At 69.7% G+C, this 13,470-nt stretch carries 14 protein-coding genes and 1 tRNA gene; 11 read left to right on the top strand and 4 right to left on the bottom strand.

Translation table 11 applies throughout. The features are described 5' to 3' along the window. Positions 1-80: 80 nt before the first annotated feature. Positions 81-167 (top strand) — tRNA-Leu (locus FJ887_RS11725). Here the strand turns inward: FJ887_RS11725 and FJ887_RS11720 are convergent. Next, positions 146-1,261, bottom strand: coding sequence for an AraC family transcriptional regulator (locus FJ887_RS11720; protein ID WP_250786225.1), 1,116 nt, complete (start codon positions 1,259-1,261; stop codon positions 146-148). The two genes, FJ887_RS11725 and FJ887_RS11720, sit on opposite strands and share 22 nt — an antisense overlap. Before the next feature lie 204 nt (positions 1,262-1,465). Here FJ887_RS11720 and FJ887_RS11715 point away from each other — a divergent pair, with 204 nt between their 5' ends. The 7 genes from FJ887_RS11715 to FJ887_RS11685 all read left to right on the top strand — a co-directional run bounded on the left by FJ887_RS11715 (position 1,466) and on the right by FJ887_RS11685 (position 8,226). Beyond that, complete coding sequence (locus FJ887_RS11715; protein ID WP_140955409.1) at positions 1,466-2,347, top strand: NmrA family NAD(P)-binding protein; 882 nt, start codon at positions 1,466-1,468, stop codon at positions 2,345-2,347. A 17-nt stretch (positions 2,348-2,364) separates the two neighbouring features. Then, positions 2,365-2,874, top strand: a complete 510-nt coding sequence (locus FJ887_RS11710; protein ID WP_140955461.1) for an anthrone oxygenase family protein — start codon at positions 2,365-2,367, stop codon at positions 2,872-2,874. 105 nt (positions 2,875-2,979) lie between these two features. Next, complete coding sequence (locus tag FJ887_RS11705; protein WP_140955408.1) at positions 2,980-4,209, top strand: outer membrane protein assembly factor BamB family protein; 1,230 nt, start codon at positions 2,980-2,982, stop codon at positions 4,207-4,209. Positions 4,210-4,244: 35 nt separating this feature from the next. After that, on the top strand, positions 4,245-6,050 hold the full coding sequence (locus tag FJ887_RS11700; protein ID WP_140955407.1) for a bifunctional 3'-5' exonuclease/DNA polymerase: 1,806 nt from the start codon (positions 4,245-4,247) through the stop codon (positions 6,048-6,050). Between the two features lie 102 nt (positions 6,051-6,152). Continuing rightward, positions 6,153-7,238, top strand: a complete 1,086-nt coding sequence (locus FJ887_RS11695; protein ID WP_140955406.1) for an NAD(P)-dependent alcohol dehydrogenase — start codon at positions 6,153-6,155, stop codon at positions 7,236-7,238. Positions 7,239-7,253: 15 nt separating this feature from the next. Then, entirely contained in the window at positions 7,254-7,598 is a 345-nt protein-coding gene (locus FJ887_RS11690; RefSeq protein ID WP_140955405.1) for a TetR-like C-terminal domain-containing protein, read from the top strand. Between the two features lie 133 nt (positions 7,599-7,731). Continuing rightward, on the top strand, positions 7,732-8,226 hold the full coding sequence (locus tag FJ887_RS11685; protein ID WP_250786224.1) for a VanZ family protein: 495 nt from the start codon (positions 7,732-7,734) through the stop codon (positions 8,224-8,226). On the opposite strand, the gene FJ887_RS11680 is transcribed toward FJ887_RS11685, so the two are convergent. Then, entirely contained in the window at positions 8,211-8,687 is a 477-nt protein-coding gene (locus tag FJ887_RS11680) for a MarR family winged helix-turn-helix transcriptional regulator (RefSeq protein WP_140955404.1), read from the bottom strand. The genes FJ887_RS11685 and FJ887_RS11680 overlap by 16 nt on opposite strands. Before the next feature lie 107 nt (positions 8,688-8,794). Between FJ887_RS11680 and FJ887_RS11675 the strand changes: the two genes are divergently transcribed. Then, the gene (locus FJ887_RS11675; RefSeq protein ID WP_137824581.1) at positions 8,795-9,166 is read left to right on the top strand and encodes a VOC family protein; all 372 of its coding nucleotides are present in this window, start codon (positions 8,795-8,797) and stop codon (positions 9,164-9,166) included. Positions 9,167-9,220: 54 nt separating this feature from the next. Here FJ887_RS11675 and FJ887_RS11670 read toward each other — a convergent pair whose 3' ends face one another. Both FJ887_RS11670 and FJ887_RS11665 read right to left on the bottom strand, forming a co-directional pair. After that, entirely contained in the window at positions 9,221-10,153 is a 933-nt protein-coding gene (locus FJ887_RS11670) for a methyltransferase (protein ID WP_140955403.1), read from the bottom strand. Positions 10,154-10,163: 10 nt separating this feature from the next. Then, the gene (locus FJ887_RS11665) at positions 10,164-11,012 is read right to left on the bottom strand and encodes a PhzF family phenazine biosynthesis protein (protein ID WP_140955402.1); all 849 of its coding nucleotides are present in this window, start codon (positions 11,010-11,012) and stop codon (positions 10,164-10,166) included. 421 nt (positions 11,013-11,433) lie between these two features. Between FJ887_RS11665 and FJ887_RS11660 the strand changes: the two genes are divergently transcribed. Both FJ887_RS11660 and FJ887_RS11655 read left to right on the top strand, forming a co-directional pair. Beyond that, the gene (locus tag FJ887_RS11660; RefSeq protein ID WP_140955401.1) at positions 11,434-12,348 is read left to right on the top strand and encodes a carbohydrate ABC transporter permease; all 915 of its coding nucleotides are present in this window, start codon (positions 11,434-11,436) and stop codon (positions 12,346-12,348) included. Beyond that, entirely contained in the window at positions 12,345-13,349 is a 1,005-nt protein-coding gene (locus FJ887_RS11655; protein ID WP_250786223.1) for a carbohydrate ABC transporter permease, read from the top strand. Before FJ887_RS11660 ends, FJ887_RS11655 begins: the two co-directional genes overlap by 4 nt. The last annotated feature ends 121 nt before the right edge of the window (positions 13,350-13,470 follow it).

The raw sequence follows: 13,470 nt of genomic DNA, 5'->3' as shown, positions 1-13,470 counted from the left end.
TTTTCGCTTGATTTCGCGGGTTCTCGGGCCCTCTGGGTTTCTTGAAATCCGCGCGGCGATGATAAAGTCTTCTCTTGTTCGCGCGAGTGGCGGAATTGGTAGACGCGCTGGCTTCAGGTGCCAGTGATCGCAAGGTCGTGGGGGTTCAAGTCCCCCCTCGCGCACCAGCGGACGAGAGCCCCTTACCGGCCCGATCAGGGTCAGGTGAGGGGCTCTTCGCATGCCCGCCCCCTGCCTGTCCCGGAACGTCCAATCCCGCGGGGCCGCTCTGCCTCCGCACCGCGCCCGGGGTCGTCCCGACGAGGCGGGTGAACGCGCGGTTGAACGCGGCCTCCGAACGGTAGCCGAGCTCGCCGGCGAGCTTCGCTGCCGTGACCTCGGTGTCCCGCAGCCGCGACTGGGCGATGGCCATCCGCCATCGCGTGAGGTACGCGATCGGGGCCTCGCCGACGAGATCGGTGAAGCGGGCGTTGAATGAGGACCGCGACATCCCCGCGACCCGTGCGAGGCGCTCGAGCGTCCACTCCTCACCGGGGGCGTCATGGATGGCCTCGATGACCCGGCCGATGCGCTCGTCCCGCAGGGATCGCAGCCAGCCCGCGCTCGCCTCGGCGTCGGAGTTCATCCACGACCGGATCGCCTGGACGACGAGGACGTCGGCCAACCGCGTCGCCACGGTCTCCGCTCCCGGCTGCGGATGCGCGAGTTCGGCGGCGATGAGCCGCAGGGTGTCGCGCACCGAGGAGGCGACCCCGGCCTCATCCCCGCTGACCCGCAGGATCACCGGCAGGCTGCGGACGAGCTGCCGGGCGGCGGGATCATCGAAACCGACGACTCCGCAGATCAGCCGCGTCGTCGGGCCCGTGCCCCCGTACCGGAGGACGGAGTAGCTCTCGCCGAGGTAGTCCTGCGGCAGGAGATCGACGCGCGGTCCGCGCGGAGCTGTGGGATCGCTGAGGAGATCGTGACCGCGCCCGTGCGGGACGAGCGCGAGGTCACCGGCGGCGAGCTCGACGGGCTCCTCCCCGGGCAGGCGCAGCCAGCACGAACCGGCGATGAGGACATGGAAGCTCACGGAGTCGGCGATCGCCGGCATCTCGAGCGACCAAGGGTCACCGAACTCGGCGTGGCAGCAGAACGTCGAGCGCATCCGCAGGGTGCCGAGCACCCGGGCCAGCCGATCCTCGCCGCCGGGCGCCTCGACAGCCCGACCGGCCGCCGATCGTCTCCGCGGTGCCGGCGTCTCCCGTGAGCTCATCATGTCGGCATCGTGTCACAGCGCGTTCGCCGCGACCAGGGCTCGGTTCGATCAACCGGTCTGTTCGGACGATCGAGCAAGAAGTGCGGCTGTCCGGGCATGGAGTGTCCGAGATGACGTCCGTAGCGTCGGAGATGCAGACAGAACAGCCACCCAACAGAACAGCCACCCAACAGAACAGCCACCCCAGCTGAGAAGGAGTCCATCATGTTCGTCATCGCAGGAGCCACCGGACGCGTCGGATCCGCCACTGCCCACACCCTCCTCGACGCCGGTGCCGAGGTCCGCGTCCTCGTCCGCCGGGAGACCGACGCCGCACCCTGGCGCGAGGCCGGAGCGGACACCGCCACGGTCGACCTCACCGACCGCGCGGGGCTGACGGCCGCCCTGACCGGGGACACAGGGTTCTTCGCCCTGCTGCCGTTCGACCTCGGCGCCCCCGACCTCGACGCCCACGCCGATGAGCTCAGCGACGCGATCGCCGGGGCCGTCGCCGAGGCGGGCGTCCCCCACGTCGTCATGCTCTCCTCGGGAGGCGCCGACCTCGCCGCGGGCACCGGCCCGATCACCGGGCTCCACCGCCTCGAACGGGCACTGGGCGCGACCGGGACGACGCTGACGGCCCTCCGGTCGGGGCACTTCCAGGAGAAGGTCTCCGACGTCATCGACCTCGCCCGGGAGACCGGCACCTACCCCGTGTTCGCGCCCACCGCCGAGGCACCCGTGCCGATGGTCGCGACCCGTGACCTCGGCGCGGTCGCCGCCCGCGCGCTCCTCGCCCCGCCGCCGTCGAGCGAGGCCGTCGACATCATCGGGCCGAGCCGCACGGAGTCCGAGGTCGCCGAGGTGCTCGGACGAGCCCTCGGTCGCGCACTCACCGTCGAGATCGTCCCCGAACCCGCGTGGGCGCCCGCGCTCACCGAGGCCGGGTTCGCACCCCACGTCGCCGACAGCCTCGCCGAGCTCTACCGTGCCGACGCCGCGGGTCTCCTCGCGCCGCGGGGCGATCGGAGCATCACGGTGACGACGACGATCGAGGAGACGATCGCAGGACTGGTCGGGCACGGTTCCGAGACGGGCGGCCTGTGATGATCACCGGTGTCGTGATGATCATCGGTGTCCTCGCGGGCCTCGCGACGCTGGCGAACGGGCTGCTCGCCGGACTGTTCTTCGCGTTCGTCTGCGCGATCTCGCCCGCGTACCGGAGACTCGCCGACGGGGAGTTCGTCCGCGGATTCCGGGCGATCAACGCCATGATCGTCCGTCCGACATTCCTTGTCGTCTTCGTCGGTGCCCCGCTCACCGCGGCAGCCGCTGCGGTGGCGGGGACGCTGAGGATCGGTGTCGCAACGGGAGGCCTCGGAATCGGAGCAGGACCGGCGGGGACGGCGCTGCTGTGGGTCGCGGCGGCCGCCTCGGTGGTCTCCTTCCTCATCACCGTCATCGTCAATGTTCCCCTCAACCAGGGCCTCGACCGTGCATCGATCCTCACCCCGGCGGACCACGCGGCGGCGCGCGCGGCGTTCGAGACCCGGTGGAACCGCGCGAACCTCGCACGGACGCTCATGTCGACGCTGTCGGTCCTCGCGCTCGCGGCCGCGCTCGCCCTGGGATGAGCGGTCCCCGCTCCGGAAGCAGGGCCCCAGCTCCCGACGCGGCTGTTGCCGAACCGGAACAGGATGAGCACCACCGGGTTCGAGACCGGGCATAGATTCGCTTCCATGACCTCGATCCGTTCCGCCGCAATCGCGTTCGCCGCCGTGCTCGGTCTGACACTCTCCGCCTGCACAGCCTCGCCGTCGGACGATTCGGACCTGCCGCCCGAGGCGCAGGTGCAGCTGACTCCGCACGGTGATGAGGGCGCGTGGCTCACTGATGAGTACGCGGCCGGGTTCGTCGCGCAGTACGCGACGGCGAACGAGGTGTGCGCGGTGACCGAGGACATGGCGATCGAGGTCGAGCGCGGGGTCGGCGGGGACTCGACGGTGATGGGCAGACAGCTGCGCGGCGGTCAGCTCCTCTGGGAGATCGACGATGCGACCTGCGGGCAGGGCTCGCTGCTGCCCGGGGACCCGGATTCGTCGGTCCCTGCCGCGTCCGCGGCGACGGTCGTCGTCGGGACCCAGTGGCAGTCGGGGATGCACGCCTGGAGCCTCGTCGATCCGGCCACGGGGACCGAGCGGCAGGCCCTGGGGTTGGGACCCGAGGTCGCGAGCGCTCAGCCGGTGGCCTGGGCCGGCACCCGCGTCGTCGTCCGGACGCGCGACGAGGATCTTGTCGGACTCGACATGGGCACAGGTGAGAAGAAGGGGAGCGAGGTGTGGCGCAGTCCCGTCGCGGCAGGCTCCGAGGTGACCGTCCTCGCCGGCGATCTCCTCGGGGTGACGAACCAGCGGGGGAAGCGGATCACCGTTCTCGACCTCGAATCCGGCGAGGAGAGGCTGTCGACCGCCGTCACCCGGCCCGACTGGATCACATGGGCCAGCGACGGTTATGTGGAGAAGATCCAGGAGACCGACCCCGAATACGCGTTCGTCGACCTCGACGGTCGCGAGGTCGACCGCACGACGGGCATCTCGCAGTACCCCTTCGTCCCGGACCCCCGTCAGGGCGTGACGTTCCCCCTGTCCGACCACCGGCAGGCCGGCACCGTTGTCGGCGTGAGCGCCGACGGGACGCCCGCCCTCGTCCAGGACGAGCGGCAGAGCGACTTCACGCGCTCCGGTGAGATCGCCGAGCTGCCCGACAGCCTCATCATGCTCCAGGGTGTGAGTACCGACGGCTCGCTGCTCCTCTTCCCCGGCACTCCCGACGGACTCGTCCTCATCGACGCCGCCGGCGAACAGGTCGCGTCGTGGCCGCTGGGGTACTCGGAGCTGCGGATCGAATCGGGGCTCATCGTCATCCGGGGAGAATCGGGAACCTCGGTGCTCCTCCCTGGCGACGCATAGGATCTCGTGTCAGCAGCGCGCAGTAGGGTTGACCCATGCCGAGTGAGACCGCGCCGACGGTCGCGTGGTCCGTCATCGGTGCCGCGCGCCGCGACGAACAGGCGGGTCCGGGCGACGACGGCACGCTCACCGTCGTCGATCTCGACGCGTCCGGAGGGGAGATCGCCCGAACCGACCTCGCCGAGGCGGCCCTTCCCGACTTCGTCCGTGCCCGTGAACGTCGCGACGGATCGCCCGATGGCCTCGGCGCGCCCCCCGCCCCCGCGCCGAGGTGGGTGCTCAGTGACACCCCCAAGTGGTCCCCGGCGCTGCTCGCGGCCGGGGTGCGCATCGACCGCGCCCACGACCTCAGGCTCGCTCATGCGATCCTCGTCCGCTCCGAACTCGTCACCGAGCCCACGGCGCTGCGGGCAGCCGCGGAGTGGGACGCGGGACCCGTCACCGCCCCCGCCGTCGGGCAGGCGGAGACCCTCTTCGACGTCGCCGGCGGGCGCGGACGCCCGAAGGAGGTGCCCCATGACATCGACGCCGCCCTCGCCGAGTTCGCCCGGCAGCAGGCGGCGCTGACGACCGCGACCGACCCGGGACGCCTGCGCCTCCTGCTCGCCGCGGAATCGGCCGGCGGCCTCGTCGCCGCGGAGATGCACGCGGCCGGAGTGCCGTGGGACGTCACCGAGCACGGGCGGATACTCACGGACCTCCTCGGCGAGAAACCGGCTGCGGGCGCGAAGCCCGCGAAGATGCTCGCCGTCGCCGAGGAGGTCCGGGCCGCCCTCGACGATCCCCGCGCGAACCTCGATTCCCCGACCCGCCTGCTCGCCTCCCTGCGCAACGCCGGGATCAACGTGTCCTCGACGTCGAAGTGGGAGCTCGCCGAATCCGACCACCCGGCGATCGAACCGCTGCTGCGCTATAAGAGGATGGCCCGGCTGCTCTCGGCCAACGGCTGGCACTGGCTCGCCGAATGGGTGAGCGAGGGCCGGTACCGTCCCGTCTACGTGCCCGGCGGCGTCGTCACCGGGCGCTGGGCGGCCAGCGGCGGTGGGGCGCTGCAGATCCCCCGGCAGCTGCGCCCGGCCCTGCGCGCCGACGACGGGTGGACCCTCATCTCCGCCGACGTCTCCCAGCTCGAGCCCCGGGCGCTCGCCGCGATGTCCGGCGACCGGGCGATGGCCGAGGCCGGGCGCGGCCGCGACCTCTACTCCGGCCTCGTCGACGAGGGGATCGTCGCCACGAGGCAGGAGGCGAAGATCGCCGTCCTCGGCGCGATGTACGGGTCGACGACAGGGGAGGCCGGCCGGCTCGTCCCCCGTCTGCGCACGTCCTTCCCTGCGGCGATGCGCCTCGTCGACACCGCCGCCGAGGTGGGGCTCGGCGGCGGGATCGTCACCACCTGGCTGGGGCGGTCGTCCCCGGCGCCGAGCGACGGCTGGCGGCAGGTGCAGGCGCAGGCGAATGCGTTCGATGCGACCCCGGCCGATGAGAACCGGGCCAGACGCGCCGCAGGGGACTGGGGGCGCTTTACCCGCAACTTCGTCGTGCAGGGCACCGCCGCGGAATGGGCGCTCGCGTGGCTCGCCGATCTGCGTCTGCGCCTCGCGCGCCTCCCCGAGCTCGACGAGGGGCGGGCCGACGCCTCCGGACCGGTGTTCGACGGCCGGGCCCACCTCGTCTTCTTCCTCCACGACGAGGTCATCGTCCACGCCCCGGCAGCGCAGGCCGACGCCGCGGCCGACGCGATCAGGGAGGCGGCCGCCTCGGCGGGACGACTGCTCTTCGGCGACGCTCCCGTCGACTTCCCGCTCGATCTGACGATCGGAGAGCGCGCCGCCGCGAAGTGACAAGGCACCTGGTGACCGGGCGTCGGTCATCGTCACGTCAGGGACACGATGTAGGGTGTCCCCAGATCAGCACCGCACCGCTGCACACACCGGAGGTCACCCATGGCAATCACCGTCAAGGCACTGCAGAAGACCGGGCCCGAGGAGCCCTTCCGCGTCGCGGAGATCGAGCGCCGCGACCCGCGTCCCGACGACGTCGTCATCGACATCCGAGCCGCCGGCATCTGCCACAGCGACATCCACACCGTCCGCAACGAATGGGGCGAGGTCGACTTCCCGCTCGTCGTCGGCCACGAGATCGCCGGAGTCGTCTCCGCCGTCGGCGCGGACGTCACCGACTGGAAGGTCGGTGACCGCGTGGGGGTCGGCTGCCTCGTCGACTCGTGCGGCGAATGCGTCGAATGCCTCGCCGACCAGGAGCAGAACTGCCTGCGCGGCAACGTCGGCACGTACAACTCGACCGACGTCGACGGCACCATCACCCAGGGCGGGTACGCGGAGAAGGTCGTCGTCAACGAGCGCTTCGTCCTCCGCATCCCCGACGGCCTCGACTTCGACGTGGCCGCCCCGCTGCTCTGCGCCGGCATCACCACCTACGCGCCGCTCAACCGCTGGGGCGCCGGTGAGAAGAAGGCCGGAGCGCCGAAGAAGGTCGCCGTCCTCGGGCTCGGCGGACTCGGGCACATGGGCGTCCAGATCGCCGCGGCCATGGGCGCCGAGGTCACCGTGCTCTCCCGCAGCCGCAAGAAGGAGCAGCTCGCCATCGACCTCGGGGCCGAACGGATGCTCGCGACGACCGACGAGGACTTCTTCTCCGAGCACCGCGGCGAGTTCGACCTCATCCTCAACACGATCAGCGCCGACATCCCCGTCGACGCGTACCTGCGACTGCTCGCCCCGCGCGGAGTCATGGCCGTCGTCGGGCTGCCGCCGAGCAAGCAGGAGCTCGGCTTCGGATCGCTCATCGGCGGCGGCAAGGTGCTCGCCGGATCGAACATCGGCCGCATCGCCGAGACCCAGGAGATGCTCGACTTCTGCGCCGAGCACGGCATCGCCGCCCAGATCGAGACGATCGACATCGCCGAGGCGGACTCGACCTACGATCGCGTCGTCGCCGGTGAGGTCTACTTCCGCGCTGTCATCGACATTGCCTCGCTGACCGCCGCCGAGGCTGTGCCCGCGAACTGACCCAGGGCCCGCGAACTGACCCAGGGCCTTCCGACTGACCCAGGGCCCGCGAACTGCGGCCGGCCGCGTCAGAGCATCGTCGCCGCGCTTGCCCGGGCGTACCTCGACTTCGCAGGGGACCACCCTGCCGTCTACGAGGCCATGTTCGCGCAGCCGATCGGTGCGCGCTTCGCCGAGGAGGGCAATGAACCGGAGCTGCGCGGGGCCTTCACCGTGCTCGCCGAGGTGATCGGCGATGACACCGCCGCTGAGGTGTTCTGGAGTGCGCTCCACGGCATGAGCCTGCTCGAGGCGGCTGGGCGGATGAAGGTCGAGGACCGCAGTCGGCGCATCGGGGAGCTGACCGCACGGTTCCCGTGAGGCTGGGCCTCTGCCGGTCGGCTCCGCCGGTGAGGAGCAGTCTGACCGCTCCTGGCATGACGGCTGGGAGTCCCACCTCGGCGAGATCGCTATCGTTGTCGGTGATGACAGGCGACGGTGATGACGGATGACAATGACGACAGATGACGGACGGCAGACGATGAGCGGATACAGGCAGCGGCTGCGCACAGTGCCGCTCGCACTCCTCATCCTCTACACCGCGTTCATCGCGCTCGTCACGCTCACCCCGCAGCAGCTCGACACGGGCCCCGACTCGTTCATCGCGCGCCTCCTCGCCTTCCTCGCCTCCCATGAGTCGACGGCATGGATCGACTACGTGACGCTCGAGAAGCTCGCCAACGTCGGACTCTTCGTCCCGTTCGGCTTCCTCCTCGCCCTGCAGCTGGGCCCGCGGCGCTGGTGGATCGCCTGGGTCGCGGGTCTCGTCTTCACCTGCCTCATCGAAGGCACCCAGCTCACCCTGCTCTCACCCACGCGGTTCGGCACCGTCAGCGACCTCGTGACGAACACCCTCGGCGCTGGTCTCGGGGCCGCCCTCGCGCTGCTGGTCATGCTCATCTGGCCTCCGCGCACGGAGAAGGAGCCCGTCGACTACGTCGTGCGGTGAGGCGGCTCGTGGGATGGGTCTGCCGGTCCCTCGAGGGCATCGATGCAGGTGTCGAGTGCCGCGCCGAGGCGCTTCCGCCCGTCCTGGTCGAGGCCGGAGACCATGCGCTCCTCGATCCCCTCGACGAGTCTCGACGCCTGCGTGAGCAGGGTCTGCCCGTCGGCAGTGAGCGTCGTCGGCCGGGCTCGCCCTGAATCGACGGTGTCGGGTCGGGTGACGAGGTCGCGATCCTGCAGGCCGCGCAGCAGCGTGTTCATTGCCTGCCGGGTGACGAACGCGCCGCGGGCGAGCTCCGAATTCGATGCTCCAGGGCTGCGCTTGAGCAGTTCGAGGCACGCATACTGCGGCGTCGAGAGGCCGAGCGGTCGGAGGACTTCGTCCATGCGCGACTTCAGCAGCGACTGCAGGTGCTTGAGCTGATACCCGATCAGTGATTCGAGGCGAGGACTCTCTTGACTCATGTCAATATTCTGACATACGGTGGCAATGTCAGAAACCTGACATATAGAAGCTCCGATGGGTTCGCAGAGTCGAAAGTGACGTCGGAGCATGAGGGAAGGAAGCCATCATGACCGTCAACGGAGTGGATTTCGTCGCCCTGCAGGTGCGCGACGTCGACGACGCCGCCGACTTCTACGAGACGCGGCTCGGGCTGACCCGAGCGCCGGCCAGTCCTCCCGGTGCCGTCGTCTTCGCGACCGAGCCGATCCCCTTCGCCGTCCGCGAACCGCTTCCCGGTGTCGATCTCGACGCCGTCGAGCGGCCGGGAACCGGGGTGGCGCTGTGGCTGAGCTGTGTGGGCACCGCAGAACTCCATGACGCACTCGCCGAGGCGGGGGTGGAGATCCTGCGACCGCCGTCACCGAGCCCGTTCGGTCTGACGTTCACCTTCAGCGATCCGGACGGCTACGCGGTCACCGTGCACGAAGCAGGAGTGTGAGCTGGCCGCCTCGGCGATCGGGCCGCCTCGGCGCGGTCAGCGGGAACGGCGAGGTCAGCGGGAACGGCGTCCGGGGACCCAGCAGGCCACCTCGGCGCTGTAATCGTCGAAGTCGGCACCGAAGCGCTGCCGCAGATCCGCCTCCTCATGGGGGCGGATCATCCAATTCCACAGCAGGGACCCGGCGATCGCGTAGACGATGACGAGCCATGATTCGATGAACATGCCGATCGCCACGCCCTGGACGACTCCGGCGACGGCCATGGGATTGCGGACGAAGCGGTACGGGCCGTCGTCGACGAGGCGGTTGGGCATCGCCGACGGCAGCGGCGTGCCGCCGCCGAAGCGCGCCATCGTCACTGCCGACCAGATGCCGAGCGCGCTCGCGAGGACGAGGAGGGCGAAACCGGCGAGGACGACGAGGAAGGGGAACTTGACGTCGAGCTGCCAGCGCTCCTCGAGGGACTTGATGATCCACGGGAGGATGACGAGGAAGACGCCCCAGAAGCACACGAGCTGGGCGAACGTGCGCATGAGAAGTGCGTTCTCACCGTCGGTCCGGGAGCTGCGGAAGGCGAACGGCCCGACGAGGAGGCGCTCGCTCGGCACGCGTCCGAAAGCGACGAGGGACCCGGCGATGACGCCGGCGACGGCGGCGGCGATCATGGCGACCGCGCCGAGTCCGGCCTGCGTCGTCACCGTCGCGTAGACGGTCATGCCGAGGGCGACGAGGATCGTCCACGGCACGACGACCCACACCGCCAGGCGGACGCCGAAGGCGACGGCCGCCGAGGCGAGGACGAAGAGGGGGATGTCGAAGACGGCGACGACGATGGGGTCGAGCGGGCCGAGGGTCGCAGTGCGCACGCCGGGCATCGTGAAGACGCCTGCCCACCAGGCGGTGCCGAGGAGGGCCTGGAGTCCGAAGTAGACGCGACCGTGGGCGGCGGTGACCGGCACATCGGTCGGGCGGAGTGTGTTCGTCATCGTCCTGCCCTCACGCGCTCGCGGTGCCGGTGAAGCACACGGTCGTCGGGCCGCCCACCCAGACGGCATCGCCGTCCCGGGTGATCGAAATGACGCCGGCACGGCCGATCGCCGTGCCCTGCGTCGCGGTATAGGCATCCGGAACGAGGCCGGAGTCCATCAGCCACTGGGCGACGGAGGCATTGAGGCTGCCGGTCACGGGATCCTCGGCGACCCCGACGCCGGGAACGAACGCGCGGACTTCGTATTCGTGGTCAGACCCCTGCGGATGGGTGCCGACGACGCCGAGCTTGAGGTCGGGAAGCCCCGAGAAGTCAGGGGTGAGGGCGAGCACCTGGTCTGCGGAGGCGAGCCGGACCGCGGCCCAGCCCGGACCGTTGTCGACCCACGCGTGGTCGAGGATCTCGCTGCGATCGACGCCGAGCGCGGCGGCGATGTCGGACACGAACGATTCGTCGAGGGAACCGGACCGGAGGAGATCCGGAGCGGCGAAGGCGAGCTGATCGGCGGTTTCGGTGCTGCGGCGCAGCTCGACGAGGCCGACCCCGCACTCCTGGACGAGACGATCCTCGCGCTGGGGCTGACCGCCCGCGTGCAGCCACGCCGCTGCGGAGCCGAGCGTCGGATGCCCCGCGAAGGGCAGCTCGCGGGTCCTCGTGAAGATGCGCAGTCGGTAGTCGGCGCGGTCGTCGGTGGGCGGGAGGACGAACGTCGTCTCCGACAGGTTCGTCCAGTTCGCGATCTGTGCCATCTCGTCGTCGCTGAGGCCTTCGGCGTCGAGGATGACGGCGACGGGATTGCCGCGATAGGGAACGCTGGAGAAGACATCGACCTGGGCGAACGCGCGCTCGCGGGGCATTGAGACTCCTTACCGTGTGCTGGGCCTGTGACCATCGTAGTCACGGAAGCTCAGCGTTCCCGGACAGTGGGGGCCGCCTCGGCGAACTTCCCCTCCCTGCGATCTTCAACGACAGGGTGGATTGTCGGAGTCGGCCGGCTGTTCGGACTGGCGGGGAGGGGCGCCGGAGAGGGGTGCCTGGAAGGCAGAGGTGAACACACGGGCAACACGTTCACCTCGGCGTCGACCTGCGTCCATGTGGCGGTGTCGTCGCAGGTCAGACAGCCCGCGCGGGGGCTGGCCGCGTGTCGTCTGCGGACGCTCCCGACCCGTTCACCGGCCAGCTCATCGGCGTTCAGGCAGACCTTTCCCGAGGTTCATCGAGGATCGCGACACTGATCCGGTTGCCCGATGACCCCCCCGACCATGACGGAGGACGCCGATGAGCCTGACGCGGACGAGTTCGGCGAAGCGCGAACAGCGCACCCGCAGTCTCCGCGACTGGGCGATCTTCACTGCCTTCATCGGCCCGAACGTCCTCCTCATCCTTGCGTTCATCTACTACCCCCTCGCATCGAACATCTACTACTCGCTCCTCGACTGGCGACTCGGGTCGAACAGTGCCGAGTTCATCGGACTGGGCAACTACATCACGCTCTTCACCTCGCCGACCGGCCTCGACATGTGGCGGGTCACCCTCATCTTCACGGTCTCGACGGTGGCGATCTCGATGGCCCTCGGCCTCGCCCTCGCCCTCGTGCTCAACAAGCAGATCCCGGGTCGCACCTTCGCACGCACCGCCGTGTTCTCGCCGTATGTGCTCTCCGGAGTCGGGGTGGGCATGGTGTGGAATTTCATCTTCGACCCGCAGCTCGGACTCCTCTCCCACGTCGTCGCCTTCTTCGGACAGAACTCCCCGGAGTGGTACCTCGACCCGGACCTGGCGCTCCTCATGGTCATCATCGTCTACGTGTGGAAGAACCTCGGCTACTGTGCCGTCGTCTACCTCGCCGGTCTCCAGTCCCTGCCCCGCGATCTTCTCGAAGCCGCGGCGATCGACCATGCCGGTCCCGTCCGGCGGTTCTTCTCGATCAGCTTCCCCCTGCTCGGCCCGACGACGTTCTTCCTCGTCATCACCACGATTCTGTCGTCGATGCAGGCCTTCGACATCCTGCGCATCATGACGCCGAACGGCAACGGCACGAACACGATCGTCTTCGAGCTCTTCCTGCAGGGCTTCGGGGTCTACCAGCGGGCCGGCTATTCCGCTGCGATCTCCGTCGTCCTCTTCGCCGCCCTCTTCGTCATCACTGCGGTGCAGATGCGCTACGTCGAGAGGAAGGTGCACTACGCATGAGGACGCAGAAGACCAGCGCCGAGGCGGGGCCGGAGGATCCGGTCACCGACGGTGGCATGGGACACGGCGAAACCGCCTCGAGGAGACGGCGGGGCCTCTCCGCGCTGGGCTCGCCCGCACGGACGCAGAGGGCCTCGGGGAATGCTCGTGCCGCCTGGCGTGAGGCGATCGCCCCCGGGCACCTGCTCGACACGATCCTCACGGGGTGGCTGCCGCTGCTCATCGCGATCGCCCTCATCGTCCTGCCGCTCGCCTGGATGGTCATCGCGTCGTTCAAGCCGCCGGGTGAGATCATCACACTGTCTCCCACCCTCCTGCCGCAGGAGCCGACGCTCGGCAACTACGAGGCCGTCGCGGACAGTGTGCCGCTGGGCAGGATCCTCCTCAACAGCGTCATCGTCACCACGGTCGGATCGCTCATCAAAGTGGTGCTGGCGATCACCTCGGCGTACGCCCTCGTCTTCATCCGGGTGCGGTTCAGAAACGTCATCTTCCTCGGCATCCTCGTTGCGCTCATGGTCCCTCCCGAGGTGGCGCTGCTGCCGAACTACCTGACGATCTCCGCCCTCGGCGGCCGGAACACGCTGTGGGGGATCCTGCTGCCCGGCCTCGGCACGGCATTCGGCACATTCCTCCTGCGCCAGCAGTTCAAGACCCTGCCCGTCGACATGCTCGAAGCCGCCGAGCTCGACGGTGCCGGCCACTGGAAGCGCCTGTGGCGCATCGTCGTCCCGGTCTCCGCGCCGGCCATCGCGACGGTCGCGCTGGTGACGATCGTGACCGAGTGGAACTCCTTCATGTGGCCGCTCGTCATCACCGACACCCCGGAGAGCATGACGCTGCCCGTCGGACTCAACCTCCTCCAGTCCGTCGAAGGCCAGACGGGCAGCTACGGCTCCCTCATGGCCGGAGCAGTCCTCGTCATCGTGCCCGTCCTCATCGTCTTCGCCGCCCTCCAGCGCCACATCGTCTCCGGGCTCACCCAAGGGGCGGTGAAGTAGGCCCGCCCGGATCCGGCCGAGACCCGCCACCGACCACCTCCACTCCAGTCGCACCGCCAGACCAGACCCAGCCAGACCAGACCGAGCCAGACCCCGCCAGACCAGACCGAACCATAACCCG

This window comes from Brevibacterium sp. XM4083 (assembly GCF_006489205.2).
Classification (GTDB): domain Bacteria; phylum Actinomycetota; class Actinomycetes; order Actinomycetales; family Brevibacteriaceae; genus Brevibacterium.
Note: the sequence above shows the minus strand (reverse complement) of the source record. Positions and strands in the feature narration are given on the sequence as shown.

What these genes read in the sequence shown, in the direction of transcription:
- FJ887_RS11700 (WP_140955407.1), top strand. Translation starts at nt 4,245, where the DNA reads ATGCCGAGTGAGACCGCGCCGACGGTCGCGTGGTCCGTCATCGGTGCC.
- FJ887_RS11695 (WP_140955406.1), top strand. Translation starts at nt 6,153, where the DNA reads ATGGCAATCACCGTCAAGGCACTGCAGAAGACCGGGCCCGAGGAGCCC.
- FJ887_RS11675 (WP_137824581.1), top strand. Translation starts at nt 8,795, where the DNA reads ATGACCGTCAACGGAGTGGATTTCGTCGCCCTGCAGGTGCGCGACGTC.
- FJ887_RS11660 (WP_140955401.1), top strand. Translation starts at nt 11,434, where the DNA reads ATGAGCCTGACGCGGACGAGTTCGGCGAAGCGCGAACAGCGCACCCGC.
- FJ887_RS11665 (WP_140955402.1), bottom strand. Translation starts at nt 11,012, where the DNA reads ATGCCCCGCGAGCGCGCGTTCGCCCAGGTCGATGTCTTCTCCAGCGTT.
- FJ887_RS11680 (WP_140955404.1), bottom strand. Translation starts at nt 8,687, where the DNA reads ATGAGTCAAGAGAGTCCTCGCCTCGAATCACTGATCGGGTATCAGCTC.
- FJ887_RS11710 (WP_140955461.1), top strand. Translation starts at nt 2,365, where the DNA reads ATGATCATCGGTGTCCTCGCGGGCCTCGCGACGCTGGCGAACGGGCTG.
- FJ887_RS11715 (WP_140955409.1), top strand. Translation starts at nt 1,466, where the DNA reads ATGTTCGTCATCGCAGGAGCCACCGGACGCGTCGGATCCGCCACTGCC.
- FJ887_RS11655 (WP_250786223.1), top strand. Translation starts at nt 12,345, where the DNA reads ATGAGGACGCAGAAGACCAGCGCCGAGGCGGGGCCGGAGGATCCGGTC.
- FJ887_RS11685 (WP_250786224.1), top strand. Translation starts at nt 7,732, where the DNA reads ATGACGACAGATGACGGACGGCAGACGATGAGCGGATACAGGCAGCGG.
- FJ887_RS11720 (WP_250786225.1), bottom strand. Translation starts at nt 1,261, where the DNA reads ATGATGAGCTCACGGGAGACGCCGGCACCGCGGAGACGATCGGCGGCC.
- FJ887_RS11670 (WP_140955403.1), bottom strand. Translation starts at nt 10,153, where the DNA reads ATGACGAACACACTCCGCCCGACCGATGTGCCGGTCACCGCCGCCCAC.
- FJ887_RS11705 (WP_140955408.1), top strand. Translation starts at nt 2,980, where the DNA reads ATGACCTCGATCCGTTCCGCCGCAATCGCGTTCGCCGCCGTGCTCGGT.